Origin of the sequence: Brevibacterium moorei, from assembly GCF_024580735.1 — a bacterium.
Lineage (GTDB): Bacteria > Actinomycetota > Actinomycetes > Actinomycetales > Brevibacteriaceae > Brevibacterium > Brevibacterium moorei.
Genome location: NZ_JANIJX010000013.1, coordinates 37,388 through 60,476 on the forward strand (window position 1 = coordinate 37,388; position 23,089 = coordinate 60,476).

Sequence of the window (23,089 nt, forward strand, 5' to 3'; positions counted from 1 at the left end):
AACATGCCTCGTAGCCTGAAGAAGGGCCCCTTCGTTGATGAGCACCTCTACAAGAAGGTTGCTGCTCAGAACGAAAAGGGCACCAAGAATGTCATCAAGACTTGGTCCCGTCGCTCGATGATCGTCCCGGATTTCCTGGGTCACACGATCGCCGTGCACGATGGGCGCAAGCACGTCCCGGTGTTCATCACCGAATCGATGGTCGGGCACAAGCTCGGCGAATTCGCTCAGACGCGGACGTTCCGCGGCCACGAAAAGGACGACCGGAAGGGCCGCCGCCGCTGACGCGGTGACGTTCCAACGGTCATCGATTAGAAAGTAGGAAACGATGGAAGCCAAGGCAAAGGCACGCTTCGTGCGTGTTACGCCCCAGAAGGCTCGGCGTGTCGTTGACCTCGTTCGTGGTCAGCAGGCAACCGAAGCTCTGGCGGTCCTGAAATTTGCAGAGCAGGGGGCCTCCGAGCCCGTCCGCAAGCTTGTCGCGTCCGGCATCGCCAACGCGCGTCAGCAGGCCGACAAGCTCGGTACCGCCTTCGATGAGAACAATCTGGTCATCTCGGAGATCTTCGTCGACGAGGGACCCACCATGAAGCGGTTCCAGCCGCGCGCCCAGGGCCGCGCCTTCCGCATCAACAAGCGCACGAGCCACATCACCGTGGTTCTGTCCGATGGCGCGGAAGAGAAGGGTGAGGCCTGATGGGTCAGAAGATCAATCCGAACGGGTTCCGCCTCGGTATCACCACCGACCACAAGTCGAAGTGGTTCGCGGACTCGAACAAGCCGGGTCAGCGCTACGCCGACTACGTCGGTGAAGACGCCAAGATCCGCAAGATGCTGACGCAGAACCTCGAGCGCGCGGGCCTGTCCCGCGTCAACATCGAGCGCACCCGCGACCGCGTCCGCGTCGACATCCACACCGCCCGTCCGGGCATTGTGATCGGCCGTCGTGGCACGGAAGCCGACCGCCTGCGCGGTCAGCTCGAGAAGCTCACGGGCAAGCAGATCCAGCTGAACATCCTCGAGGTCAAGAACCCCGAGATCGATGCTCAGCTGGTCGCCCAGGGCGTTGCCGAACAGCTCGCCAGCCGTGTGGCCTTCCGCCGCGCGATGCGCAAGGCCATCCAGTCCGCTCAGCGGGCCGGCGCCAAGGGCATCCGCGTGCAGTGCTCCGGCCGTCTGGGTGGAGCCGAAATGAGCCGTTCCGAGTTCTACCGCGAGGGTCGCGTGCCGCTGCACACCCTGCGTGCGAACATCGACTACGGCTTCTACGAGGCCCACACAACCTTCGGCCGGATCGGCGTGAAGGTGTGGATCTACAAGGGCGACCTGACCGACAAGGAACTGGCCGCCGCCGAGGCAGCCGCTCCGAACCGCGGACCCCGCGGTGCCGGCCGTGGGCGTGGCCGTGGTGGCCGCGGTCGCGGACACCAGGGCGCGCCCGCAGCGAAGAAGACCGAACAGAGCGCCGAGGCTCCTGCCGCGGCCGGATCGGAGGGCTGACACGTGCTCATCCCGCGTCGTGTGAAGTACCGCAAGCAGCACCACCCCAAGCGCGGTGGCGTTGCCAAGGGTGGTACCGAGGTCACCTTCGGTGACTGGGGTATCCAGGCCCTTGAGGGCGCCTATGTGACGAACCGTCAGATCGAGGCAGCCCGTATCGCGATGACCCGCCACATCAAGCGTGGCGGCAAGGTCTGGATCAACATCTACCCGGACCGCCCGCTGACCAAGCGCCCCGCCGAAACCCGCATGGGTTCCGGTAAGGGTTCGCCCGAATGGTGGGTCGCGAACGTCAAGCCGGGCCGGGTTCTGTTCGAACTCGCCGGTGTGTCCGAGGAAGTCGCCCGCGAGGCCCTGCGCCTGGCGGTCCACAAGCTTCCGCTGAAAGCCCGCATCGTGTCCCGTGAAGGTGGTGAGTGACAATGGCAGTAGGTTCGAAGGACCTGTCCATGGACGTGCTCGACGGCTACGACAACGCTCGTCTGAACGAAGAGCTGAAGAAGGCCAAGGCCGAGCTGTTCAACCTGCGTTTCCAGTCGGCCACCGGCCAGCTGGAGAACAACGGTCGCCTCAAGGCCGTGCGCCGCGACATCGCCCGGATCTACACGGTTCTGCGCGAACGCGAACTGTCGATCCGTCCCAACCCGGCCGATGCCAAGGAAGAGGGTAAGTGATGGCTGAAGAGACCACCGCACCCGTGCGCAACAGCCGCAAGGTGATGCGCGGTTACGTCGTCTCCGACAAGATGGACAAGACCATCGTCGTCGAGGTCGAGGACCGCAAGAAGCACCACCTGTACGGCAAGGTCATGCGTACGACCACGAAGTACAAGGTGCACGACGAGAACAACGATGCCGGCATCGGCGATCTCGTCACTGTGACGGAAACCCGCCCGCTTTCGGCAACCAAGCGGTTCCGTCTGCTGGAAATCGTCGAGCGCGCCAAGTAAACTAAAAAGGTTGCATCCCCCGGGGTCCCTCCCGGTCCCGCCTCTTCCGCGGCGGCTACCGGGACCCGGGGGTTGGGGCATTTTTGTGTCAATAACCGTTCCGCAAGGCTCATGCACATGAGAACCAGCGCGACGACAGGAGAAAACTAGTGATCCAGCAGGAGTCGCGACTCAAAGTCGCTGACAACACCGGGGCTAAGGAAATCCTTACCATTCGGGTTCTGGGCGGTTCCGGCCGTAACTCGGCCGGCATCGGCGACACCATCGTCGCCACCGTCAAGGACGCCATCCCGGGCGGTAACGTCAAGAAGGGCGATGTGGTCAAGGCCGTCATCGTCCGGACGAAGAAGGAAACCCGCCGCAAGGACGGTTCCTACATCGCATTCGACGAGAACGCAGCCGTCATCCTCAAGGCCGACGGCGAACCCCGTGGTACCCGCATCTTCGGGCCGGTCGGCCGTGAACTCCGTGACAAGAAGTTCATGCGTATCGTCTCGCTCGCACCGGAGGTGTTGTGAGAATGGCAGCCAATAAGGTGAAAATGCACATCAAGAAGGGTGACCTGGTTCAGGTCATCTCCGGCGCGCGCCAGTCGCGCGGTGGCGATCGCGGCAAGCAGGGCAAGGTCCTGGCCGTGTTCCCGGAGCGCAACCGCGTCCTCGTCGAGGGCATCAACCGCGTGACCAAGCACAAGAAGCCGCAGCAGACGGCCTCGGGTGCGACGGCCGGCGGCATCGAGGTCGTCGAGGCCCCGATCCACGCGTCGAACGTCATGCTCGTCGATCCCAAGGACAAGAAGCCGACCCGCGTGGGCTACCGCGAAGAGGTCGTCGACCGCGACGGTAAGCAGAAGACCGTGCGCGTTCGCATCTCGCGCCGCACCGGGGAGGAGATCTGATGACTGAGACCGTTTCCCGTCCGCAGCCCCGCCTCAAGCAGGTCTACCGCGACGATATCGTCGCGAAGCTGCAGGATGAGTTCAACTACGCCAACCCGATGCAGGTTCCCGGCCTTGTCAAGGTCGTCGTGAACATGGGCGTCGGCGAAGCCGCACGTGATTCGAAGCTGATCGAGGGCGCGATCCGCGACCTGACCCTGATCACGGGTCAGAAGCCGGTCGTCACCCGGGCCAAGAAGTCCATCGCGCAGTTCAAGCTGCGTGAGGGCCAGGCCATCGGCGCGCACGTCACGATGCGCAACGCCCGCATGTGGGAGTTCCTGGACCGCGTGGTCAGCCTGGCGCTGCCCCGTATCCGCGACTTCCGCGGCCTGTCGGACCAGCAGTTCGACGGTAACGGCAACTACACGTTCGGTCTGAGCGAACAGTCGATGTTCCACGAAATCGATCAGGATTCGATCGATCGCGTGCGCGGCATGGACATCACCGTGGTGACCACGGCGAAGACCGACGACGAGGGCCGGGCGCTGCTGCGCCACCTGGGCTTCCCGTTCAAGACCAACTGACCACTACGTTGCAGGTCCGCCGACGCCGTCGGAGGAAACCACAACGAGGAAGGGCATCAGCCCAATGACTATGACTGATCCCGTCGCAGACATGCTTACGCGTCTGCGCAACGCCAATTCGGCGTACCACGAGGATGTCAGCATGCCTTCTTCCAAGCTGAAGGTGAACATCGCTGAAATCCTCAAGGCGGAGGGTTACATCTCCGACTACAGCGTCGCAGACGCCGAGGTCGGCAAGACCCTGTCGCTCGATCTGAAGTTCGGCCCCAACCGCGAACGTTCGATCGCCGGCCTCAAGCGCGTCTCGAAGCCCGGTCTGCGCGTTTACGCGAAGTCCACGAACCTCCCGAAGGTTCTGGGCGGCCTGGGCATCGCGATCCTGTCGACGTCCTCCGGTCTGCTGACCGACAAGCAAGCGGCCAAGAAGGGCGTGGGTGGGGAAGTCCTCGCCTACGTCTGGTAAAGGAAGGGGAAAGCACAATGTCACGTATTGGCAAGCAGCCGATCTCCATCCCGGCCGGCGTTGAGGTCAAGCTCAACGGCTCGCAGGTCGATGTGAAGGGCGCGAAGGCCGAACTGCACGTTCGGGTCGCCGACCCGATCACCGTGTCGATCGACGACAACATCATCACCGTGTCGCGCCCGAACGACGAGCGCGAATCGCGTTCGCTGCACGGCCTGACCCGTACGCTCATCCAGAACGCCATCATCGGCGTGACGGAGGGCTACGAGAAGAAGCTCGAAATCGTCGGCACCGGTTACCGCGTGCAGGCGAAGGGTGCGAACCTCGAATTCGCCCTGGGTTACAGCCACTCGATCACCGTGGAACCGCCGGCAGGCATCACGTTGAGCGTTGACGGCCAGACCAAGGTCGCCGTCTCCGGCGCTGATAAGCAGCAGGTCGGCGAGGTCGCAGCAAACATCCGGAAGCTGCGCAAGCCCGAACCCTACAAGGGCAAGGGTGTGCGTTATGCCGGCGAAGTTGTACGCCGCAAGGTTGGAAAGGCTGGTAAGTAACCATGGCCTTTGGTATCAAGAAGCGCTACGGCAAGGGCAAGGCGGCCGCTCGTGCGCGCCGTCATGCACGCCTGCGCAAGCACATCTCCGGTACGCCGGCACGTCCGCGTCTGGTCGTCACCCGCTCTTCGCGTCACGTCTTCGTCCAGGTCATCGACGACACCGTGGGCAACACCGTTGCCTCGGCCTCGACGATGGAAGCCGACATGCGGACGTTCGACGGCGATAAGACCGCCAAGGCACGTCAGGTCGGCGCCCGCGTCGCCGAACGGGCCAAGGCCGCCGGCGTGGAAGCCGTGGTCTTCGACCGCGGTGGAAACGCCTACCACGGCCGTGTGCAGGCCGTCGCCGAAGGAGCTCGTGAAGGAGGGCTGTCCCTGTGAGCGCTGAAGAAACCCAGCAGCAGAACAACGATTCCGCTGCGAAGAACGAAGACCGCAAGGGTCAGGGCCGCGGCCGTGGCCGCGGCAACGACGGTGGCCGTGGTCGCGGCAACCGTGGTGACCGCGACGACCGCAACCAGTTCATCGAACACGTTGTGACCATCAACCGCGTGTCCAAGGTCGTCAAGGGCGGACGTCGGTTCTCCTTCACGGCTCTGGTCGTCGTGGGCGACGGTGAGGGCATGGTCGGCGTCGGTTACGGCAAGGCCAAGGAAGTTCCCGCGGCCATCGCCAAGGGCGTCGAGGAGGCGAAGAAGAACTTCTTCCGCGTCCCCCGCGTCCGCAAGACGATCCCGCACCCCGTGCAGGGCGAGGCCGCTGCCGGCGTCGTGCTGCTGCGTCCGGCCGCTCCCGGTACCGGTGTTATCGCCGGTGGTCCGGTGCGCGCCGTCCTCGACTGCGCCGGCATCTCCGACATCCTGTCGAAGTCGCTCGGTTCGTCGAACGCGATCAACATCGTGCACGCGACCATCGCGGCCCTCAAGGGCCTCGAGCGTCCCGAAGAGGTCGCGGCTCGCCGTGGCCTGCCCGTGGACGAGGTCGCTCCGCACGCTCTGCTGCGTGCGGCTGCTGAAACGGGGGCGAAGGCCTGATGGCAAAGCTCAAGATTACTCAGATCAAGTCGGGTATCGGTGGCAAGCGCAACCAGCGCGAAACCCTGAAGACCCTGGGCCTGAATCACCCGCACGCCTCGGTTGTGCGTGAGGATTCGCCCTCGGTCCGCGGACTGCTGAACGTCGTTCGCCACCTGGTCAAGACGGAAGAGGTGGACTGATCATGGCGGAAGAACGCGCTCTTAAGCTCCACAACCTTCGTCCCGCCCCGGGCTCGAACAAGGCCAAGACCCGCGTGGGTCGCGGTGAGGGCTCGAAGGGTAAGACGGCCGGTCGCGGCACCAAGGGCACGAAGGCCCGTTACCAGGTGCCCCACGGCTTCGAAGGTGGCCAGACGCCGCTGCACATGCGTCTGCCGAAGCTGCGTGGCTTCAAGAACCCGAACAAGGTGGTCTTCCAGGTCGTGAACCTGGACAAGCTCTCCACCCTGTTCCCCGAGGGCGGCACCGTGACGATCGCCGACCTGGTTGCCAAGGGCGCTGTGCGCCCCAACCAGCCGGTGAAGGTCCTGGGCGACGGTGAGATCACCGTCAAGCTGGATGTCACGGCCACGAAGTTCTCGGCCAGCGCCGTTGAGAAGATCAACGCCGCGGGCGGATCGACCACGGCCGCGTGAGACGCATCACCTGCGACTCACCGAGCCGCGGGCTCGTGCTCTCAGCGTAAGTGACGCGGGGGAGGATACCGGATTCGGTATCCTCCCCCGCGTGCATTCAGGGCTCGCGCCCCGCTGGGGCCCGCGGCCCTGTCTCAGCGAACCGGCCCGGTTCATAAGGCATGCCTTAAAGCTGGTAGGGTTCAACCTGGCATTCATGTTTCACCGTGTCGCGCGCCCAAGCAGGGGTGTGGCGCGGACACCACCATCGGCGCACTGACGTCGACCAAAGTTTGGAGGACGCTTGCTCGGCGCAATTGGGCGGGCATTCAAGACGCCCGATCTGAGGAACAAACTCCTCTTCACCCTCGGTGTAATCGTTCTGTACCGCGTGGGGTGCTTCATCCCTGCACCCGGAGTCGACTACGAGGCCGTCAAGGCCTGCATCGCCTCCGCGGAGACAGGCGCGTTCGCGATGATCAACCTGTTCAGTGGCGGCGCGCTACTGCAGCTGTCGATCTTCGCCCTGGGCATCATGCCCTATATCACCGCCAGCATCATCACCCAGCTGCTGCGCGTGGTGATCCCCCGGTTCGAGGCCCTGCACAAAGAGGGCGCTTCCGGGCAGGGCAAACTGACCCAGTACACCCGGTACATGACGATCGGCCTGGCGATCCTCAACGCCACCACCCTGGTGACCACGGTGCGCACCGGCGCGCTGTTCGGCAACCAGGCCGGCTGCGACAACCTGATCCCCGACGATCAGTGGTGGAACATCGTCGTCATCATCCTGACCCTGACGGCCGGCACGGCCCTGATCATGTGGATGGGCGAGCAGATCACCGAACGCGGCATCGGCAACGGCATGTCGCTGATGATCTTCACCTCGGTCGCAGCGGGCTTCCCGTCCGCCTTCGGCTCGATCCTGCAGTCCAAGGGCATCGACGTCTTCGCGATCGTCGTGATCGTGGGCCTGGCAGTGGTCGCCCTGGTGGTCTTCGTCGAACAGTCCCAGCGCCGAATCCCCGTCCAATACGCCAAGCGCATGGTGGGCCGCCGGATGTTCGGCGGCACCTCGACCTACATCCCGATCAAGGTCAACCAGGCCGGTGTCATCCCGGTCATCTTCGCCAGCTCGATCCTGTACCTGCCCAGCCTGATCGCACAGTTCGGCGACCCCCAGTCCGGCTGGGTGCAGTGGATCCAGACGTACCTGACAAAGGGCGATCACCCGCTGTACATCACGATCTACCTGGTGCTCATCGTCTTCTTCGCGTTCTTCTACGTGGCGATCTCCTTCAACCCGGAGGAAGTCGCGGACAATATGAAGAAGTACGGTGGCTTCGTTCCAGGCATCCGCGCCGGCAATCCCACCGCCAGGTACTTGAGCTTCGTGCTCAACCGGATCACCTTCCCAGGGTCCATCTACCTGGCCTTCGTCGCGGCACTGCCACTGATCGCCTTCATCCTGATCGACGCGAATCAGAACTTCCCGTTCGGCGGTACCTCGCTGCTGATCGTGGTGGGCGTCGGCTTGGAGACGGTCAAGCAGATCGATTCGCAGCTGCAACAGCGCCACTACGAGGGCCTGCTGAAGTAGCCCGCAGGCGCGGCGGCCCTCCTGGTCGCCGCGCCCTTCTGGTTTTCCACACAATCCCCGATCCTCAAGGAGGGACACACCATGCGCATCATCCTGATCGGCCCGCCCGGGGCCGGCAAGGGCACCCAGGCCGCTCGGCTGCAGGAGGCCCTGCACATCCCGGCGATCTCCACCGGTGACATCTTCCGTGCCAATGTCAAAGGCGAAACCGAGCTGGGCAAGCTGGCCAAGCGCTATATGGACGCAGGTGAATACGTCCCGGACGAGGTGACCAACAAGATGGTCGCCGACCGGCTGGGCCAGGACGACGCGAAGAGCGGCTTCCTGCTCGACGGGTACCCGCGCACTGCGGCCCAGGTCGACGAACTCGACAAGATGCTGGCTGCGGCCGACGTCGCGTTGGACGCGGTCGTCGAACTCACCGCGGACACCGACGAGGTGGTCGGGCGGCTGCTGGCCCGCGCGCAGATCCAGGGTCGCTCCGACGATACCGAGGACGTCATCCGGCACCGGCTGGACGTCTACGCGGCCGAAACGCAGCCGCTGACGACGATCTACGCCGACCGCGGCCTGCTCAAGCAGGTCGACGGACTGGGCGAGATCGACGAGGTCACGGATCGTCTGCTGAAGGCTCTGCAGGCCTGATGTTCGGATCACACGTCCAGCTGAAAACGGACGATCAGATCCGCGCGATGCGTCGCGCGGGTCTGGTGACGCGGGCCGCCCTCGAGGCGGCCCGCGCCGTTTGTGTGGCCGGCAATACGACGAGGGATGTGGACGCGGCCGCGGCCAAGGCGATCGCGGACGCGGGTGCGACGCCGAACTTCCTGGGTTACTACGGCTATCCCGCGACCGTGTGCATCTCCGTCAACGACACCGTGGTCCACGGCATCCCAGACGATTACGTGCTGGCCGACGGCGACCTGGTGTCGATCGACGGTGGGGCGATCGTCGACGGTTGGCACGGGGACTCCGCCTTCACGATGATCGTGGGCGGGCCGCAGCACGCCGACCCGGCTGATCAGCGACTCTCCGATGCGACCGAGGCCGCGATGTGGGCGGGTATCGCCGCTTTCGCCACGGCCCGGCGGGTCGGCGACATCGGCAATGCGATCGATGCCTATGCCACGGAGAACGTCCCCGATCTGGGCCTGGTGGAGGAGTTCACCGGTCATGGGATCGGCACCGCCATGCACATGGAACCCGAGGTGCTGAACTTCGCGGCCTCGAACCAGGGCCCACGGGTGAAGACCGGCATGGTGTTGTGCGTGGAGCCCATGCTCACCGCCGGCGGCATCGAAACGGTCACGCTCGAAGACGACTGGACGGTCAAGACCGTCGACGGCAAGCGCGCCAGCCACTGGGAGAACACGGTGGCCCGTCATGCCGGTGGCATCTGGGTGCTCACGGAGGAGGACGGGGGTCTCGCGGGGCTGGCGCCCTACGGCATCACCCCGGTCCCGCTCTAATCGCCCGTGGCTCGTGGCCCGGCCCCTCCGGTCTATGCGTGGTGCACGCCATAGGCCATAGGGGCCGGGCGCTCTTGTCATCGGGGGGAAGGGGCGTGTACAGTGGTGTTTTGGTCTGTGGACTTCGTCATGCCTTTGGTTCGCCGGGGCGATGGGTGCGCAGACCACGGTAGAAGCGGGCGGGTGATCGCCCGCGACGCGATCCAAACGCAGTAGGTCTGCGAGAAAATGGGGTAACCAGTCGATATGGCCAAAAAAGAAGGGGTCATTGAGATCGAGGGCACCGTCGTCGAAGCTCTCCCGAACGCATCGTTCCGGGTCGAGCTGAGCAACGGCCACCTGGTGCTCGCGCACATCTCCGGAAAGATGCGCCAGCATTACATCCGCATCCTTCCCGAAGACCGTGTCGTGGTGGAGCTGTCTCCCTACGACCTGTCGCGCGGACGTATCGTCTACCGGTACAAGTAAAAGATCTTTTCGACAATTTCGCGTCCGATCCCCGCGGGCTTGCAGCCAGTGGGGATTTGAGCGTGGAACAAAGGAACAGCTATGAAGGTAAAGCCTAGCGTCAAGAGGATCTGCGACAACTGCAAGGTCATCCGCCGCAACTCGCGCGTCATGGTGATCTGCACGAACCCGCGCCACAAGCAGCGTCAGGGCTGAGTCCGGACCTCCGGACCCAAGCTTTCGCAGATCAGACGGTTCGCACCCGACCCACAGTGACCTCGGCCGCCGATAACCGGTGGTGGGGCGAGCGGCAGGGAGACGGTGAGACCACACCCAAGCAGGTCTCGACCCCCGCGCACAACCTTCCAGAGCACCCCAGGGCCTTCGCCCCGGGATGCATGGACGAATTGCACGGGACGACACCCCCGGTTCGAAGGCCGGGGACCAGGCCGGAAGACGGGCCCACACGGGCTGCGCTCCGGACCGGACAGGCCTGAGTAAGCACCTTCGATACAAACAACTGGAGAAATAATGGCACGTCTTGCCGGAGTCGATCTCCCGCGTGAGAAGCGCGTGGAAATCGCCCTGACATACATTTTCGGTGTGGGCCGCACTCGTGCGAGCCAGACCCTGACGGAGACCGGTGTCAGCCCCGACACCCGTGTGAAGGACCTGACCGACGATGAGCTCGTGCGTCTGCGCGACTACATCGAGGGCACGTTCAAGGTTGAAGGTGACCTCCGCCGCGAGGTCGCAGCCGACATTCGCCGCAAGATCGAAATCGGCAGCTACCAGGGCCTGCGCCACCGTCGTGGCCTGCCCGTCCGCGGCCAGCGTACCAAGACGAACGCCCGTACCCGCAAGGGTCCGAAGCGCACCGTCGCCGGTAAGAAGAAGTAAACCCTCAGGTTCGATCAGGAGAATCACACATGCCTCCCAAGTCTCGCGCTGTCGCTGCTGCGCGTAAGCCTCGCCGCAAGGACCGGAAGAACGTAGTCAACGGCCAGGCTCACATCAAGTCCACCTTCAACAACACCATCGTGTCGATCACCGACTCGACCGGTGCCGTCATCTCCTGGGCCTCGTCCGGCGAGGTCGGCTTCAAGGGTTCGCGCAAGTCGACCCCCTATGCCGCTCAGATGGCCGCGGAATCCGCTGCCCGCCGCGCGCAGGAACACGGCCTGAAGAAGGTCGACGTCTTCGTCAAGGGCCCGGGTTCGGGCCGTGAGACCGCGATCCGCTCGCTGCAGGCCACCGGCCTGGAACTGGGCACGATCCAGGACGTCACCCCGGTGCCGCACAACGGTTGCCGTCCCCCGAAGCGTCGCCGCGGCTGAGAACGCCCCAGCACTAATCACCGCAAGCGTTTAGAGTTCTCACTCTCTGGCATTGCGAGCGTCATATAGCGGATGCTCGCTGAAAGGAAGCCCACGTGCTCATTGCACAGCGCCCCACGCTCACGGAAGAGGTCGTCTCCGAATACCGTTCCCGTTTCGTCATCGAACCGCTGGAACCGGGCTTCGGCTACACCCTCGGCAACTCGCTGCGTCGCACTCTGCTGTCGTCGATTCCTGGTGCAGCTGTCACCAGTGTCCGCGTCGACGGTGTTCTGCACGAGTTCACCACCGTGCCCGGTGTGAAGGAAGACGTCACCGAATTCCTTCTTAACCTCAAGTCCCTTGTCGTGTCTTCGGAATTCGATGAGCCCGTCGTGGCCTACCTGCGCAAGCAGGGCCCCGGCATCGTCACGGCTGCCGATATCTCGGCTCCCGGTGGCGTTGAGATCCACAACCCGGATCTGTTCATCGCAACGCTGAACGAGTCCGCTTCGCTGGACATGGAACTGACGATCGAACGCGGTCGCGGTTATGTGTCCTCGGCGCAGAACAAGAACCCCGATGCGGAGATCGGCCGGATCCCGGTCGACTCCATCTACTCGCCGGTTATGAAGGTGACTTACAAGGTCGAGGCGACCCGCGTCGAACAGCGGACCGACTTCGATCGTCTCATCGTCGACGTTGAGACCAAGCCGTCCATCGTTCCGCGCGACGCCCTGGCGTCCGCGGGCAAGACGCTGGTCGAACTCTTCGGGCTCGCCCGGGAACTGAACGTCGAAGCGGAGGGCATTGAGATCGGCCCGTCGCCGGTGGACGCAGCCATGGCTGCGGACCTGGCGCTGGCCATTGAGGATCTGGACCTGACGGTCCGGTCCTACAACTGCCTGAAGCGCGAGGGCATCCACACGGTCGGCGAACTCGTTGCCCGGTCAGAGGCGGACCTCATGGACATCCGCAACTTCGGTTCGAAGTCCATCGACGAGGTCAAGGAGAAGCTCGCCGAGCTCAACCTCAGCCTCAAGGACAGCCCCGCCGGCTTCGGTGAAGACGCCCCCGCAGACGACGACGCGTTCGTCGAAGACGAGCAGTTCTAAGAATTCCAAGGAGATTTACCCATGCCTACGCCTACCAAGGGTCCCCGCCTCGGCGGATCCCCGGCGCACGAGCGGGCGATGCTCAACAACCTGGCAGCCCAGCTCTTTGAAAACAAGTCCATCAAGACCACGGTGACCAAGGCCAAGCGCCTGCGTCCGGTGGCCGAACGCCTGGTGACCTTCGCCAAGCAGGGCGACCTGGCCGCGCGCCGCCGCGTGCTGAAGTCGATCACGGACAAGAGCATCGTGCACGAGCTCTTCACCTCGATCGCTCCGGCCGTTGCCGAACGTCCGGGTGGCTACACCCGCATCACGAAGATCGGTCCCCGCAAGGGTGACAACGCGCCCATGGCCGTGATCGAACTGGTGCTGGAGCCCTACTCGCCCAAGCAGGCCACCGTGAAGGAAGCCGAAGCAGTCGCCGATGCAGCTGCCGAAGCCCCCGCCGTGGAAGCCGACGTCGAGTCCGGTGCCCAGGAGGACGAGGCCCAGGCCGAAGCCACCGAGGCAGCCGAAGAGGCCAAGTGACGCTGATCTGAGGCCTGCGTCGGGCTCAGTCTTGACGTAGCTTCACCCCAGCTTCGCAGAGAAGGGGCCGGTCCACCGCAAGGTGGGCCGGCCCCTTCTGCGCGTCCGGAGCGTGTGGCGCTGAGTGCGGGGCCCGGAGACGCTGGGCGCGCGGCGAAGTTTGGGCGGTCTGTTTCAGATTGGGCCGTTCAAACCGCCCAATCTGAAACAGACCGCCCAAACTTGCCAGGACCCTTAGGCGAAGACGACCGTGCGCTGGCCGTCGCGGATCACGCGGCCCTGCGCATGCCAGTTGACTGCGCGGGCCAGGACCGAGGCCTCGATTTCCGAGCCCGCCCGGACGAAATCCGCATTGGTCTGCGCGTGGGTCACCCGGGTGACGTCCTGTTCGATGATCGGGCCCTCGTCCAGGTCCGCCGTGACGTAGTGGGCCGTCGCGCCGATCAGCTTGACCCCGCGGGCGTGCGCGCGCTGGTACGGCTTGGCACCTTTGAAGCCGGGCAGGAACGAGTGGTGGATGTTGATGATCCGTCCGCTCATTTTCTGGCACAGCGCGGGGGAGAGCACCTGCATGTAGCGGGCCAGTACCACCAGCTCCACGTCCAGGTCGTCGACCAGCTGCAGCAGTGCGGCCTCGGCGGCCTCCTTGGTCTCCGGGGTCGCCGGCACGTGGTGGAAGGGCACCCCGTAGAACTCGGCCATCGGCGCCAGGTCCGGGTGGTTGCTCAGCACCGCGACCGGTTCGATCGGCAGGCCGCCGTTAGCGTGTTCGAACAACAGCTGGTTGAGGCAGTGCCCCGTCTTCGAGGCCATGATGAGCGTGCGCATCTTGCGGCCGGTGGGTGCCAGCTTGACGTCGAGCTGCAGGCGCTTGGCGTCAGCGGCCAGGGCGGCGTGGATGTCATCGGCGGTGGCATCGGCCTCGAACTCGATGCGCAGGAAGAACTGTTGGGAGTCGGGCGAGCCGTACTGGCGCGATTCGGTGATGTTGGCGTCCAGGCGCAGCAGGGCGCCGGAGACCGCGTGCACGATGCCGGCGCGGTCAGGGCACGAAATGCTCAGCGTCCAGTTCGTGGGGGAAATGGTGGGTTCGAGGGTTTCAGACATGGTCCGATTTTACCGCCACACTTCGGCCGGTCGCAGTGCCCGGATGACGGCCACCGCAGGCCCCACATCCTGTGCGCTGATAACCTGGGGGAGTCGCCCGTGTAGCCAATACCGTGAGCGGCTGCCGCCCTCAACAGCGGTGTCGTGAGCCCCACACAAGAGGAAAACTTCATGACCGATTCCAATAACCTGTTCAATGCGCCGCTGGACGTGGTCGATCCCGAGATCGCCGCGGTGCTGGACAAAGAACTCAACCGGCAGCAGACCACCCTGGAAATGATCGCCTCGGAGAATTTCGTGCCCCGCGCGGTGCTCCAGGCGCAGGGCTCGGTGCTGACCAATAAGTACGCGGAGGGCTACCCGGGCAAGCGCTACTACGGTGGCTGCGAGTTCGTCGACGTGGCCGAGGAACTGGCGATCGACCGGGCCAAGAGCCTGTTCGGCGCGGAGTACGCCAATGTTCAGCCGCACTCCGGCGCGCAGGCCAACGCGGCCGTCATGCACGCCTTCGCCAAGGCCGGCGACGGGCTGTTGGGTCTGGACCTGTCCCACGGCGGCCACCTGACCCACGGCATGAAGATCAACTTCTCCGGCCGGCTCTACGATGTGTCCTCCTACAAGGTGGACGCGACCACGCACCGGATCGATATGGACAAGGTGCGCGAAACCGCTCTGGAGCACCGTCCCAAGGTGATCGTCGCGGGCTGGTCGGCCTACCCCCGCCAGCTGGACTTCCAGGCCTTCCGCGACATCGCCGACGAAATCGGCGCGACCCTGTGGGTCGATATGGCGCACTTCGCCGGCCTGGTGGCCGCCGGGCTGCACCCGAACCCCGTCGAGTACGCCGATGTCGTGTCCTCTACCGTGCACAAGACGATCGGCGGCCCGCGTTCGGGCTTCATCCTGTCGAAGAACCCGGACAATGCGAAGAAGCTGAACTCCGCTGTGTTCCCCGGCCAGCAGGGCGGCCCGCTCATGCACGTGGTCGCGGCGAAGGCGATCGCCTTCAAGATCGCGGCCTCGGAGGCGTTCAAGGAGCGTCAGGAGCGCACGCTGCGCGGTGCGAAGATCATCGCCGAGCGCCTGCTGGAACCGGACGTGACCGCCAACGGCGTGTCCGTCCTGACCGAGGGCACCGACACCCACCTGGTGCTGGTCGACCTGCGCAACTCGGATCTGGACGGCCAGCAGGCCGAAGATCTGCTGCACGAGGTCGGCATCACCGTCAATCGCAATGCGGTGCCCTTCGATCCGCGCCCGCCGCGGGTCACCTCGGGCCTGCGGATCGGCACGCCGGCGCTGGCCACGCGCGGGCTGGGCGACAACGAATTCGCCGAGGTCGCCGACATCATCGCGCAGGCGCTCAAGCCGGGTGCCGACCCGGTGGCGCTGCGCAAGCGGGTCGATAAGATCGCTGCCGACTTCCCGCTGTACGAGGGGCTGAAGCAGTACTGATGACGGCTGTGAGACTGGACGGGCGCGAGGCGTCCAAGGCGATCAAGGCGGAGCTGGCCGAACGCATCGCAGCACTCAAGGCGAAGGGCGTGACCCCGGGGATCGCGACCGTGCTGGTGGGCGCGGACCCGGCGTCGCAGCTGTACGTGGGGATGAAGCACAAGCAGTCCGTGGCGATCGGGATGAACTCGATCCAACGCGAACTGCCGGCCGATGCCACGCAGGAACAGGTCGAGGCGCTGATCGACGAGCTCAACGCCGACCCCACCTGCCACGGGTTCATCGTGCAGCTGCCCCTGCCCAAGCACCTGGACACGGACGCGATCCTGGAACGGATCGATCCGGCCAAGGACGCCGACGGGCTGCACCCGACGAACCTGGGCAAGCTGGTGCTCAACGTCAATGCGCCGATCACCTCCCCGCTGCCGTGCACGCCGCGCGGGGTGATCGAGCTGCTGTTGCGCAACGACTACGACCTCAAGGGCAAGCACGTGGTGGTCGTGGGCCGCGGCGTGACGATTGGCCGGTCGATCGGCCTGCTGCTGACCCGCCGGGAGATCAACGCGACCGTCACGCTGACGCATACGGGCACGGTGGACCTGCCGAAGTACCTCAAGCAGGCCGACGTGATCGTGGCCTCGGCCGGGGTGAAGCACCTGGTCAAGGCCGCCGACGTCAAGCCCGGTGCCGCGGTGCTGGACGTGGGCGTCACACGTGAGACGGATCCGGAGACCGGCAAATCCAAGGTCTTCGGCGATGTCGAGCCGGCCGTGGCGGATGTCGCGGGCTACCTGTCGCCTAACCCCGGCGGCGTGGGTCCGATGACGGTCGCCCTGCTGATGACGAACGTGGTCGAGGCCGCGGAGCGCACCGTGCAGGACTGAACGTCGCGCAATGGGCTGGCCTCCCGCTCTGGGCAGGTCCTCCTTCAATGGGCAGTCACTTTGGTCTGGTTCCACCCCCGGAAACCAGACCGAAGTGACTGCCCATTGTTGTGCCCTGGTATGCCCTCAGGAGCCCACGGTCGCGGCTTCGACCTGGGCGTCTTCGGCCACGGCCCGGGCCACGAGCGAGCCGATGTATGGCCCCATGGTCAGTCCGCCCGCGCCGAACCCGGTGGCCAGGTACAGCCTGTCGGCGAGCCTGCCGAACAGGGGGAGTTCCGCGTCGGGGTAGGGCCGCAGCCCCACGCGGGTTTCGATCAGGGTGGCGTCGGCCAGGCCGGGCGCCACGTCCAGGGCCTTGGCCAGGACGGACAGCTGGCCGGCGGCGGTGACGCGCGGGTCGAAGCCGGCCTCGTGCTCGCGGGTGGCGCCCACGGCCACGCGGGAATCGCCGAAGGCCACCAGGTAGTGATCGCCCATGTGGACGCTGGGCCAGCCCGAGGTGTTCACGCCCTCGACGCGCAGGTGGGTGATCTGTCCGCGCTGCGGGTGCAGGGGCACCTCGATGCCCAAGGGTGCCAGCAGCGCATTGGTCCAGGCGCCCGAGGCGACGACGATCGCATCGGCGTGCAGGACCTGGGCCCGATCGGCAGTGCCTCTCGTGGCCTGCTGCGCACTGCCCGCCGTGGCCGAGGCCCCTGCCGGCGGGTGCACCGTGACGGCCCCCGCTGTGCTTGCCTCCGCCTGTTCAGCGCCGGCCGCTCCGAGACCCGCTCCGAGTTCGGCGCGCCCGCGGATCACCTGTGCTCCCAGGCTCACCGCCGCGTCGAGCAGCGCATCGCGGAAGACCCGCCCGTCGACGTGCCCGCCACCGGGGACCACGAATCCCGTGAGGCCCGCGGCCAGGGGCGGGAACATTTCCTGCAGCTGCGTGGAGCTGAGCATCCTGGCATCGCCGATCAGCTCCTCGCCCGCGTCCTTGCGCGCCAGGGTCCGTTCCAGGGCGGTGGCGACGGTGGATTCGTCGCGGGACACGAAGAGGCCGCCGGTGCGTGCGAAGGAGGTCGTGTGGATGTCCCGGCCTGCCAGGCGTTCCAGCAGTCCGGGGTAGTGTGCGGCTCCGTGGGAGTACAGGCGGTAGAAGTCCCCGGTCACGGAACTGGACCATGGTTGCAGGATCCCGGCGCTGGCGGCAGTGGCCTGGCCGGTGTCGCCGGCGTCGATCAGGGTGGTCCGGATGCCGCGGGCGGCCAGTTCGAATGCGGTGGCGGCTCCCGCGATGCCTCCGCCGATCACGATAGCTGAGCTCATACGACTACGTTACCGGGCGCGGGCACGGTGCAGGCCGCTGCTGTTCCAACCCGTGAGCGGCCTCGGCCGGCGTTCACGGAACACGGATGCAAAATAGATAAGTGTGACCTAAGCTTAGTTGCCACCGACCCTAAGGAACGATCATGACTCAGACGCTCAGCGACCAGCCAGTGCAGGAATCCCGCTTCTCCCGCCGCCTGCGGGAGACCACGATGGAGCCGCACCGCAATGCGGAATCGGAATCGTTCATCGTGGAGCTGATGAAGGGCAACCTGGACACGGATGCGTATATCGCCCTGCTCGAACAATATGCGGTGATTTACGCGGCCCTGGAGGCGGAGGTCCGCGTGCGCTCGGCAGATCCGGTGATCGCGGCCTTCCATGACGACGGACTGGAGCGCGTGGCCGCGATCAACGCGGACCTGCACGTCCTGGCCGGGGACGACCGCGGCGCGCCCCGCCCGGTGCCGGCGACCGTTGCCCTGGCGGAACGGATCCGTTCGGGTCTACCGGCCGAACGCCTGCTGGCCCATCACTACCTGCGCTATATGGGAGATCTGTCCGGTGGCCTGGCGATCGCCCGCCTGGTGGGTCGGCATTACGGTGTGGACTCAGAGGCGCTCAATATGTATACCTTCCCCGATATCTCCAAGCCCAAGGTGTTCAAGGACGGTTACCGTGACCGCCTGGATTCTGCGGCACTGACCCCGGAGTAGCAAGACGCCTTCATCGAGGAGGCCGCCCTGGGCTACAAGCTCAACCAGGCGGTGTTCCACGACCTGGGCGTGGCCCGCGGCATGGCCGCCTGACCTCGTAGTATGTGTATTGACTACATGTGTGGGCTGTGCCTCAAATCGGCAGGATCGCTTGTGATCAAAGGGCTACCTTAATAGTCTGGAGGCATGTTCGCCCTTACTCAGATGCGCGCCTCTAAGTCCGTCCGGAACCTGCGCACCCGGAACATCCTGACCCTGGCTGCCGCGGGGACCACCGCGGCCCTCCTGCTGACCGGTTGCGGTGCGCAGGGCTCCGGCAGCGGATCGGAGGCCTCCGGCTCCGCCGCGTCCCAGGGAGCGGGCCAGGAGAACGTCCCCGAAGGCTGGCACTATGTGGCCGGCGGCGAGGTTCCCTCCGCCAAGGCCGAACCCAAACTCCCCGTCAAGGTCAAGGACGGTACCGGCGAGACCGTCGAGGTCAAGGACGCCAGCAAGATCATCGCAGCCAGCGACGGCGTGGTCAGCATTCTGGACTCCCTGGGTCTGTCCGACAAGGTCTACGCGGCACCGCAGAACTCGGTGACGCCCACGGCCAAGAACGCGCCCGAACACTTCGAATACTCGCAGAAGACCGGTGTCGAGGGCCTGCTGTCCGTCAAGGGCACCATGTTCATCGGCGACAACGTGGACCGCCACGGGCAGGTCGCCAAGAAGTTCCGCGAGGCCGGCGTGAGCGCAGCGGTCTACAGCGACCAGGAGGAGACGACCAAGAAGATCACCGACGTCGGATCCTATGTGGGTGCCGACGCAGCCGCCAAGGAAGTTTCCCAGAAGGTCGGCGATCAGCTGAAGGAAGCAGCCACCTACAAGGACAAGCTGAAGGGCAAGAAGATCCTGCAGGTCACCTCGAACGGTGCCGGCGGGGCCAATGCGGTCGTCGGCAGCGGCACGGCCGGCGCGGACATCGTCAAGGCGATCGGCGCGACCTCCGTGGGCGAACAGGCCGGACTGCGCGGGTACTCCGTGAAGTTCAGCAAGGAGGGTCTGCTGGACGCCAAGCCCGATGTCATCGTGATGGGCACCGGCGACGTCGAGGAATGGGGTGGCGCCGAGGGCTTCCTGCAGGCCTTCCCCACGCTGGCCGACACCCCTGCTGCCAAGAACAACCAGATCTACGTCATGCCCAGTGAGCAGATCTCCGTGAGCGGTCCAGCCATCGGCGCGGGCGCGCTGGCCCTGGGCAAGGCCCTGGCCGATGGCTCCAACTGAGCTACACCCGGCACCTGAACCCACATCCGCCGGCGTGGTAGCCGGTTCTGACTCGCGTCGCGCCCGGCGCCTGTCCCTGGGGGTGGGCCTGCCGATCATGGTGGTGGCCGTCATCGTGGCCATCGTGCTGTCGGTGGGGATCGGCCCGGTGAAGATCTCCCCGGGTACCACCGTGCAGATCATCGCGCACAAGTTCTTCGGATTCGGCAGTGAGCAGCCGGCCCTGGAGACCTCGGTCGTGATGAGCCTGCGCCTGCCGCGGATCCTGTTCGGTGCCCTGACCGGGGCCGCTCTGGCCGTCAGCGGCGCTGTTATGCAGAGTCTGTTCCGCAACCCGCTGGCCGATCCAGGCGTGATCGGGGTGTCCGGTGGCGCCTCGACCGGCGCGGTCGTCGCGATTGTGCTGCTGTCCTCGGTGGGCGCGGGCCTCTACCAGTGGCTGGTCCCGGCCGCGGCGTTCTGCGGCGGCCTGCTGGCCGTGGCGATCATCTACACCCTGGCCCGCCCCGGCAGGGGCTACGGGACTTCGCGCCTGCTGCTGGTGGGCATCGCGGTGGGCGCGGGGTTCTCCGCGATCACCGGCTTTATGACCTTCCTCGCCGATGACGAGAAGCTCCAGTCCGTGGTGTTCTGGCAGATGGGCTCACTGGACGACATCGACTGGACCAAGCTGGCGGTCGGCGCAGCGGTGGTCATCGTCTGCGTCATCGTGCTGTGCCTGATGCACCGCAAACTGGACGCGCTGACCCTGGGGGAGCGCTCGGCGTACTATTTGGGCCTCAACGTCGTGTCCGTGCGGCGCTGGCTGATCATCCTGTCGGCCCTGCTGACCAGTGTCACGGTGGCCTTCGCAGGCACGATCGGCTTCGTGGGCCTGGTGGTCCCGCACGTGGTGCGGCTGCTCACCGGCCCAGCGCACCGCGGCCTGCTGCCGCTGTCGGCACTGACCGGCGCCCTGTTGCTTGTCGTCGCTGATACGATCGCGCGCTCCGTCGCGCCCCCGGCCGAGGTCCCGATCGGCCTGCTGACATCGGCGCTGGGCGCGCCGTTCTTCCTGTTCCTCGTCCTGCGTTCGAGGGAGGGGCGGCCATGAGCCCGTCGGCCGAACCGCGGAGGACCCGCGAACTGCATCCGATCCGTGCACAGTCGCTGGGCTTCACCGTGGGCTCCAGCGCACTGCTGAGCGACATCAGCTTCGCCGTGGAGGAACCCTCGCTCATCGCGGTGGTGGGACCCAACGGCGCGGGTAAATCCACCCTGCTCAATGTGCTGGCCGGCAATCTGCGGCCCTCGGCGGGTGAACTGCTGATCGGGCCGCATGCGCCGCACGACTGGAACGCCGGCGAGCTGGCCCGCGTGCGCGCGGTGATGGAGCAGGAGCAGCATCCGACCTTCGGGTTCACCGTGCGGGAGCTGGTAGAACTGGGCCGGCTGCCCCATCCCAAGTCCGCTGCCGACGATGCGATCGTGGCCGAGGCGATGGCCAGGGCACAGGTGACGCACCTGGCCGACCGCGATGTCACAACCCTGTCCGGAGGTGAGATGGCGCGGACCGCCTTCGCCCGCACCCTGGCCCAGGACACCTCGATCTATCTCTTGGACGAACCGACGGCGGCCCTGGATCTGAAGCACCAGGAGGACGTCATGCGGGCGGCCAAGGATCTGGCGCACAGCGGGGCGATCGTCGTGGCGATCGTGCACGACCTGGGCCAGGCCGCGCGCCATGCCGACCGCATCCTGATGCTGGCGGGCGGTCACCTGACCGGCGATGGGACACCGGAGGAGGTGTTGACCGCACAGCGGATCGAGCAGCTCTACGGTCACCCCGTCGAGGTCTTCCGCTCACCGGATTCCGGCCAACTGGTCATCGTGCCGAAATGAGCACTTCGAAATGACCGACGCCGAGGCGGTTGCCGCATCCGATCCGTGGAGCCCGGGCCCGCGGCCGCGTGCAGTGCATCGCGTGCCCGTGCGCAGTCGCGCCCTCACGGCCCTGCTGCACGATGTGCCGAGCTCCGCACCCGAGGTCCTGGGCCCGGTCGAGGGATCGGCCGGGACGCAGGTCTGGGTCCGTTTCCTTCACTTCGCCCCGGATGCCCGGGCCGTGGCCCTGGCCCCCAGCGGCTGGTGGAACCCGGACCCCGTCGATGCGCTGGACCTGCATCCGGTGGGCGGTACCGGTTGGTTCGCCGCCGAGGTCGCAGCACCCGCGGACTGGATCGCCGGCTACCGCTTCGCCGAGTACCGTGGGCGGGCCGATCCTCCCTGGTGGACCACCGGACTCAAACGCCTGGAGCACCCGGACGTGCGGATGTCCGCCGACTGTGCCAATCCGCGCAGGCTGACGGTCAAGGGCGGGGCCAGAACATCCCTGATCTGTGTGCCGGTGGTTAACGCGGCTGCACATCCGGTCCTCGATCTGTTTCTCACACCCGAGTCCTGGCCCGAGCATGTTCAGGTACATCGGCTGGGCGATGACACCGGCGGCCCTATAGGCCCGCCGGGCAAGGGCCCCGGTGACATGGATGGCAGACCCGCGGTCTGGTGGTGGGCCGCGTCCTCGGCGGGCACCCGGGAAACGCCGCTCATCGTGTTCTTCGACGGCGAAGCACATGTGCGGAACCACGACACCCCGCGGTTCCTAGCCGCAGCGGTGGAAGCGGGATTGTTGCCACCGGTCACAGCGGTGTTCGTCGAGTCGGGGCCGAACCGGGCGCAGGTCTTGGGTGTGCCGGGCGGTCGTGCGCAGTGGGTGGCGCGGACCCTGGTGCCCCGCCTGCTGAATACGGGCCTGGAGTCGCCGGGGACCGGCCGGGTGCGGATCAGCCGCGATCCACTGCAGCGCATAGTCACCGGCTCGAGCTTCGGCGGGCTGTCCACACTCTTCACCCTGGCCGCGGACCCCGGTGCCTGCGGGACCGGGATTGTGCAGTCGCCGTCACTGTGGCGCTATCCGGAGGGGGACTTCGCCGAGCTGCTGGCCCGGGCGCTCGCACGAGGGGCGGTGCCGAAGAGTCAGCGGAAGCCGGGTGCGGCCTCGGCCCGGATCCGCCTGCGGCTCGCAGCCGGACGGTTCGAGGGCAACGCCGTGGCGCGCTGTGCCCGCCTGCACGCAGAGCTGGGCGGACTGGGACTGGAGGTGGGGCCCGCGGTCACGGCTGTGTCCGGCGGCCACGACTGGTCCTGGTGGATTCCGCACAGCATCGCCCAGGCCGCAGAACTCCTGCGCTGAAAACAACGCTGGGGCCGGGATCGAATGATCGATCCCGGCCCCAGCGCATCCGCTATGC

The 23,089-nt window shown here is 65.9% G+C and carries 33 protein-coding genes; 31 read left to right on the forward strand and 2 right to left on the reverse strand.

The features are described from left to right. The first annotated feature begins 3 nt into the window (after positions 1 to 3). The 24 genes from rpsS to rplQ all read left to right on the forward strand — a co-directional run bounded on the left by rpsS (position 4) and on the right by rplQ (position 13,057). Positions 4 to 285, forward strand: a complete 282-nt coding sequence (rpsS, locus tag NQ034_RS09650) for a 30S ribosomal protein S19 (protein WP_257048555.1) — start codon at positions 4 to 6, stop codon at positions 283 to 285. 43 nt (positions 286 to 328) lie between these two features. Next, a complete protein-coding gene (gene rplV / locus NQ034_RS09655) occupies positions 329 to 697 on the forward strand; it encodes a 50S ribosomal protein L22 (protein ID WP_257048556.1) in 369 nt (122 codons plus the stop codon). After that, positions 697 to 1,500 carry a 30S ribosomal protein S3 gene (gene rpsC / locus NQ034_RS09660; RefSeq protein WP_257048558.1) on the forward strand — a complete coding sequence of 268 codons (804 nt, stop codon included), beginning with the start codon at positions 697 to 699 and terminating at the stop codon, positions 1,498 to 1,500. The genes rplV and rpsC overlap by 1 nt, the downstream gene beginning before the upstream one ends. Positions 1,501 to 1,503: 3 nt before the next feature. Beyond that, the gene (rplP, locus tag NQ034_RS09665; RefSeq protein WP_257048559.1) at positions 1,504 to 1,920 is read left to right on the forward strand and encodes a 50S ribosomal protein L16; all 417 of its coding nucleotides are present in this window, start codon (positions 1,504 to 1,506) and stop codon (positions 1,918 to 1,920) included. 2 nt (positions 1,921 to 1,922) lie between these two features. Continuing rightward, complete coding sequence (gene rpmC, locus NQ034_RS09670; protein ID WP_306427979.1) at positions 1,923 to 2,174, forward strand: 50S ribosomal protein L29; 252 nt, start codon at positions 1,923 to 1,925, stop codon at positions 2,172 to 2,174. Beyond that, complete coding sequence (gene rpsQ, locus NQ034_RS09675) at positions 2,174 to 2,449, forward strand: 30S ribosomal protein S17 (RefSeq protein WP_257048560.1); 276 nt, start codon at positions 2,174 to 2,176, stop codon at positions 2,447 to 2,449. Before rpmC ends, rpsQ begins: the two co-directional genes overlap by 1 nt. A 149-nt stretch (positions 2,450 to 2,598) precedes the next feature. After that, positions 2,599 to 2,967: a 50S ribosomal protein L14 gene (rplN, locus tag NQ034_RS09680; RefSeq protein ID WP_257048561.1), complete on the forward strand. Its 369-nt coding sequence runs from the start codon at positions 2,599 to 2,601 to the stop codon at positions 2,965 to 2,967. A gap of 2 nt (positions 2,968 to 2,969) precedes the next feature. Continuing rightward, entirely contained in the window at positions 2,970 to 3,347 is a 378-nt protein-coding gene (gene rplX / locus NQ034_RS09685) for a 50S ribosomal protein L24 (protein ID WP_257048563.1), read from the forward strand. After that, positions 3,347 to 3,913 (forward strand): 50S ribosomal protein L5, encoded by a 567-nt coding sequence (gene rplE / locus NQ034_RS09690; RefSeq protein WP_257048564.1) that lies wholly within the window; start codon positions 3,347 to 3,349, stop codon positions 3,911 to 3,913. The genes rplX and rplE overlap by 1 nt, the downstream gene beginning before the upstream one ends. A 64-nt stretch (positions 3,914 to 3,977) precedes the next feature. Further along, entirely contained in the window at positions 3,978 to 4,376 is a 399-nt protein-coding gene (gene rpsH / locus NQ034_RS09695; protein WP_257048566.1) for a 30S ribosomal protein S8, read from the forward strand. A 17-nt stretch (positions 4,377 to 4,393) separates the two neighbouring features. Continuing rightward, the gene (gene rplF / locus NQ034_RS09700; RefSeq protein WP_257048567.1) at positions 4,394 to 4,930 is read left to right on the forward strand and encodes a 50S ribosomal protein L6; all 537 of its coding nucleotides are present in this window, start codon (positions 4,394 to 4,396) and stop codon (positions 4,928 to 4,930) included. Between the two features lie 2 nt (positions 4,931 to 4,932). After that, on the forward strand, positions 4,933 to 5,313 hold the full coding sequence (rplR, locus tag NQ034_RS09705; protein WP_257048568.1) for a 50S ribosomal protein L18: 381 nt from the start codon (positions 4,933 to 4,935) through the stop codon (positions 5,311 to 5,313). Then, entirely contained in the window at positions 5,310 to 5,966 is a 657-nt protein-coding gene (rpsE, locus tag NQ034_RS09710; protein WP_257048569.1) for a 30S ribosomal protein S5, read from the forward strand. The genes rplR and rpsE overlap by 4 nt, the downstream gene beginning before the upstream one ends. After that, positions 5,966 to 6,148 carry a 50S ribosomal protein L30 gene (rpmD, locus tag NQ034_RS09715; RefSeq protein ID WP_257048570.1) on the forward strand — a complete coding sequence of 61 codons (183 nt, stop codon included), beginning with the start codon at positions 5,966 to 5,968 and terminating at the stop codon, positions 6,146 to 6,148. Before rpsE ends, rpmD begins: the two co-directional genes overlap by 1 nt. Positions 6,149 to 6,150: 2 nt before the next feature. Then, positions 6,151 to 6,603: a 50S ribosomal protein L15 gene (gene rplO, locus NQ034_RS09720; protein ID WP_257048571.1), complete on the forward strand. Its 453-nt coding sequence runs from the start codon at positions 6,151 to 6,153 to the stop codon at positions 6,601 to 6,603. Between the two features lie 283 nt (positions 6,604 to 6,886). After that, positions 6,887 to 8,182: a preprotein translocase subunit SecY gene (gene secY, locus NQ034_RS09725; protein WP_257048572.1), complete on the forward strand. Its 1,296-nt coding sequence runs from the start codon at positions 6,887 to 6,889 to the stop codon at positions 8,180 to 8,182. Positions 8,183 to 8,263: 81 nt separating this feature from the next. Then, positions 8,264 to 8,827, forward strand: a complete 564-nt coding sequence (locus NQ034_RS09730) for an adenylate kinase (RefSeq protein WP_257048573.1) — start codon at positions 8,264 to 8,266, stop codon at positions 8,825 to 8,827. Continuing rightward, positions 8,827 to 9,651 carry a type I methionyl aminopeptidase gene (gene map, locus NQ034_RS09735; protein WP_257048574.1) on the forward strand — a complete coding sequence of 275 codons (825 nt, stop codon included), beginning with the start codon at positions 8,827 to 8,829 and terminating at the stop codon, positions 9,649 to 9,651. The genes NQ034_RS09730 and map overlap by 1 nt, the downstream gene beginning before the upstream one ends. A gap of 246 nt (positions 9,652 to 9,897) precedes the next feature. Then, complete coding sequence (gene infA / locus NQ034_RS09740; RefSeq protein ID WP_257048576.1) at positions 9,898 to 10,119, forward strand: translation initiation factor IF-1; 222 nt, start codon at positions 9,898 to 9,900, stop codon at positions 10,117 to 10,119. Positions 10,120 to 10,200: 81 nt separating this feature from the next. Further along, complete coding sequence (rpmJ, locus tag NQ034_RS09745; protein WP_257048577.1) at positions 10,201 to 10,314, forward strand: 50S ribosomal protein L36; 114 nt, start codon at positions 10,201 to 10,203, stop codon at positions 10,312 to 10,314. 315 nt (positions 10,315 to 10,629) lie between these two features. Beyond that, a complete protein-coding gene (gene rpsM, locus NQ034_RS09750; protein ID WP_257048578.1) occupies positions 10,630 to 10,998 on the forward strand; it encodes a 30S ribosomal protein S13 in 369 nt (122 codons plus the stop codon). A gap of 29 nt (positions 10,999 to 11,027) precedes the next feature. Next, complete coding sequence (gene rpsK, locus NQ034_RS09755; protein WP_257048579.1) at positions 11,028 to 11,435, forward strand: 30S ribosomal protein S11; 408 nt, start codon at positions 11,028 to 11,030, stop codon at positions 11,433 to 11,435. 95 nt (positions 11,436 to 11,530) lie between these two features. After that, positions 11,531 to 12,529, forward strand: a complete 999-nt coding sequence (locus NQ034_RS09760) for a DNA-directed RNA polymerase subunit alpha (RefSeq protein ID WP_257048580.1) — start codon at positions 11,531 to 11,533, stop codon at positions 12,527 to 12,529. A gap of 21 nt (positions 12,530 to 12,550) precedes the next feature. Beyond that, positions 12,551 to 13,057, forward strand: coding sequence for a 50S ribosomal protein L17 (rplQ, locus tag NQ034_RS09765; RefSeq protein WP_257048581.1), 507 nt, complete (start codon positions 12,551 to 12,553; stop codon positions 13,055 to 13,057). A gap of 234 nt (positions 13,058 to 13,291) precedes the next feature. Here the strand turns inward: rplQ and purU are convergent, their stop codons facing one another. Next, positions 13,292 to 14,164, reverse strand: a complete 873-nt coding sequence (gene purU / locus NQ034_RS09770) for a formyltetrahydrofolate deformylase (protein WP_257048583.1) — start codon at positions 14,162 to 14,164, stop codon at positions 13,292 to 13,294. 171 nt (positions 14,165 to 14,335) lie between these two features. Between purU and glyA the strand changes: the two genes are divergently transcribed. Next, positions 14,336 to 15,619: a serine hydroxymethyltransferase gene (glyA, locus tag NQ034_RS09775; RefSeq protein WP_257048585.1), complete on the forward strand. Its 1,284-nt coding sequence runs from the start codon at positions 14,336 to 14,338 to the stop codon at positions 15,617 to 15,619. Beyond that, positions 15,619 to 16,503, forward strand: a complete 885-nt coding sequence (locus NQ034_RS09780) for a bifunctional methylenetetrahydrofolate dehydrogenase/methenyltetrahydrofolate cyclohydrolase (protein ID WP_257048586.1) — start codon at positions 15,619 to 15,621, stop codon at positions 16,501 to 16,503. The genes glyA and NQ034_RS09780 overlap by 1 nt, the downstream gene beginning before the upstream one ends. A gap of 126 nt (positions 16,504 to 16,629) precedes the next feature. Here NQ034_RS09780 and NQ034_RS09785 read toward each other — a convergent pair whose 3' ends face one another. Then, a complete protein-coding gene (locus tag NQ034_RS09785; protein ID WP_257048587.1) occupies positions 16,630 to 17,814 on the reverse strand; it encodes an NAD(P)/FAD-dependent oxidoreductase in 1,185 nt (394 codons plus the stop codon). Positions 17,815 to 17,957: 143 nt separating this feature from the next. Between NQ034_RS09785 and NQ034_RS09790 the strand changes: the two genes are divergently transcribed. The 5 genes from NQ034_RS09790 (at position 17,958) to NQ034_RS09810 (ending at position 23,031) form a co-directional block, all read left to right on the forward strand. Next, a complete protein-coding gene (locus tag NQ034_RS09790) occupies positions 17,958 to 18,530 on the forward strand; it encodes a biliverdin-producing heme oxygenase (RefSeq protein ID WP_257048588.1) in 573 nt (190 codons plus the stop codon). Positions 18,531 to 18,716: 186 nt separating this feature from the next. Then, positions 18,717 to 19,799 (forward strand): ABC transporter substrate-binding protein, encoded by a 1,083-nt coding sequence (locus NQ034_RS09795; protein WP_257048589.1) that lies wholly within the window; start codon positions 18,717 to 18,719, stop codon positions 19,797 to 19,799. Next, positions 19,786 to 20,892 (forward strand): FecCD family ABC transporter permease, encoded by a 1,107-nt coding sequence (locus tag NQ034_RS09800; protein ID WP_257048590.1) that lies wholly within the window; start codon positions 19,786 to 19,788, stop codon positions 20,890 to 20,892. The genes NQ034_RS09795 and NQ034_RS09800 overlap by 14 nt, the downstream gene beginning before the upstream one ends. Continuing rightward, positions 20,889 to 21,680 (forward strand): heme ABC transporter ATP-binding protein, encoded by a 792-nt coding sequence (locus NQ034_RS09805; RefSeq protein ID WP_257048591.1) that lies wholly within the window; start codon positions 20,889 to 20,891, stop codon positions 21,678 to 21,680. Before NQ034_RS09800 ends, NQ034_RS09805 begins: the two co-directional genes overlap by 4 nt. 10 nt (positions 21,681 to 21,690) lie before the next feature. Further along, on the forward strand, positions 21,691 to 23,031 hold the full coding sequence (locus NQ034_RS09810; protein WP_257048592.1) for an alpha/beta hydrolase: 1,341 nt from the start codon (positions 21,691 to 21,693) through the stop codon (positions 23,029 to 23,031). Positions 23,032 to 23,089 lie beyond the last annotated feature (58 nt).

Coding starts and splice junctions, on each gene's coding strand:
- rpsS (WP_257048555.1), top strand. CDS start 4: ATGCCTCGTAGCCTGAAGAAGGGCCCCTTCGTTGATGAGCACCTCTAC.
- rplV (WP_257048556.1), top strand. CDS start 329: ATGGAAGCCAAGGCAAAGGCACGCTTCGTGCGTGTTACGCCCCAGAAG.
- rpsC (WP_257048558.1), top strand. CDS start 697: ATGGGTCAGAAGATCAATCCGAACGGGTTCCGCCTCGGTATCACCACC.
- rpmC (WP_306427979.1), top strand. CDS start 1,923: ATGGCAGTAGGTTCGAAGGACCTGTCCATGGACGTGCTCGACGGCTAC.
- rpsQ (WP_257048560.1), top strand. CDS start 2,174: ATGGCTGAAGAGACCACCGCACCCGTGCGCAACAGCCGCAAGGTGATG.
- rplX (WP_257048563.1), top strand. CDS start 2,970: ATGGCAGCCAATAAGGTGAAAATGCACATCAAGAAGGGTGACCTGGTT.
- rplE (WP_257048564.1), top strand. CDS start 3,347: ATGACTGAGACCGTTTCCCGTCCGCAGCCCCGCCTCAAGCAGGTCTAC.
- rpsH (WP_257048566.1), top strand. CDS start 3,978: ATGACTATGACTGATCCCGTCGCAGACATGCTTACGCGTCTGCGCAAC.
- rplF (WP_257048567.1), top strand. CDS start 4,394: ATGTCACGTATTGGCAAGCAGCCGATCTCCATCCCGGCCGGCGTTGAG.
- rplR (WP_257048568.1), top strand. CDS start 4,933: ATGGCCTTTGGTATCAAGAAGCGCTACGGCAAGGGCAAGGCGGCCGCT.
- rpmD (WP_257048570.1), top strand. CDS start 5,966: ATGGCAAAGCTCAAGATTACTCAGATCAAGTCGGGTATCGGTGGCAAG.
- rplO (WP_257048571.1), top strand. CDS start 6,151: ATGGCGGAAGAACGCGCTCTTAAGCTCCACAACCTTCGTCCCGCCCCG.
- NQ034_RS09730 (WP_257048573.1), top strand. CDS start 8,264: ATGCGCATCATCCTGATCGGCCCGCCCGGGGCCGGCAAGGGCACCCAG.
- map (WP_257048574.1), top strand. CDS start 8,827: ATGTTCGGATCACACGTCCAGCTGAAAACGGACGATCAGATCCGCGCG.
- infA (WP_257048576.1), top strand. CDS start 9,898: ATGGCCAAAAAAGAAGGGGTCATTGAGATCGAGGGCACCGTCGTCGAA.
- rpmJ (WP_257048577.1), top strand. CDS start 10,201: ATGAAGGTAAAGCCTAGCGTCAAGAGGATCTGCGACAACTGCAAGGTC.
- rpsM (WP_257048578.1), top strand. CDS start 10,630: ATGGCACGTCTTGCCGGAGTCGATCTCCCGCGTGAGAAGCGCGTGGAA.
- rpsK (WP_257048579.1), top strand. CDS start 11,028: ATGCCTCCCAAGTCTCGCGCTGTCGCTGCTGCGCGTAAGCCTCGCCGC.
- rplQ (WP_257048581.1), top strand. CDS start 12,551: ATGCCTACGCCTACCAAGGGTCCCCGCCTCGGCGGATCCCCGGCGCAC.
- purU (WP_257048583.1), bottom strand. CDS start 14,164: ATGTCTGAAACCCTCGAACCCACCATTTCCCCCACGAACTGGACGCTG.
- glyA (WP_257048585.1), top strand. CDS start 14,336: ATGACCGATTCCAATAACCTGTTCAATGCGCCGCTGGACGTGGTCGAT.
- NQ034_RS09780 (WP_257048586.1), top strand. CDS start 15,619: ATGACGGCTGTGAGACTGGACGGGCGCGAGGCGTCCAAGGCGATCAAG.
- NQ034_RS09785 (WP_257048587.1), bottom strand. CDS start 17,814: ATGAGCTCAGCTATCGTGATCGGCGGAGGCATCGCGGGAGCCGCCACC.
- NQ034_RS09790 (WP_257048588.1), top strand. CDS start 17,958: ATGACTCAGACGCTCAGCGACCAGCCAGTGCAGGAATCCCGCTTCTCC.
- NQ034_RS09795 (WP_257048589.1), top strand. CDS start 18,717: ATGTTCGCCCTTACTCAGATGCGCGCCTCTAAGTCCGTCCGGAACCTG.
- NQ034_RS09800 (WP_257048590.1), top strand. CDS start 19,786: ATGGCTCCAACTGAGCTACACCCGGCACCTGAACCCACATCCGCCGGC.
- NQ034_RS09805 (WP_257048591.1), top strand. CDS start 20,889: ATGAGCCCGTCGGCCGAACCGCGGAGGACCCGCGAACTGCATCCGATC.
- NQ034_RS09810 (WP_257048592.1), top strand. CDS start 21,691: ATGACCGACGCCGAGGCGGTTGCCGCATCCGATCCGTGGAGCCCGGGC.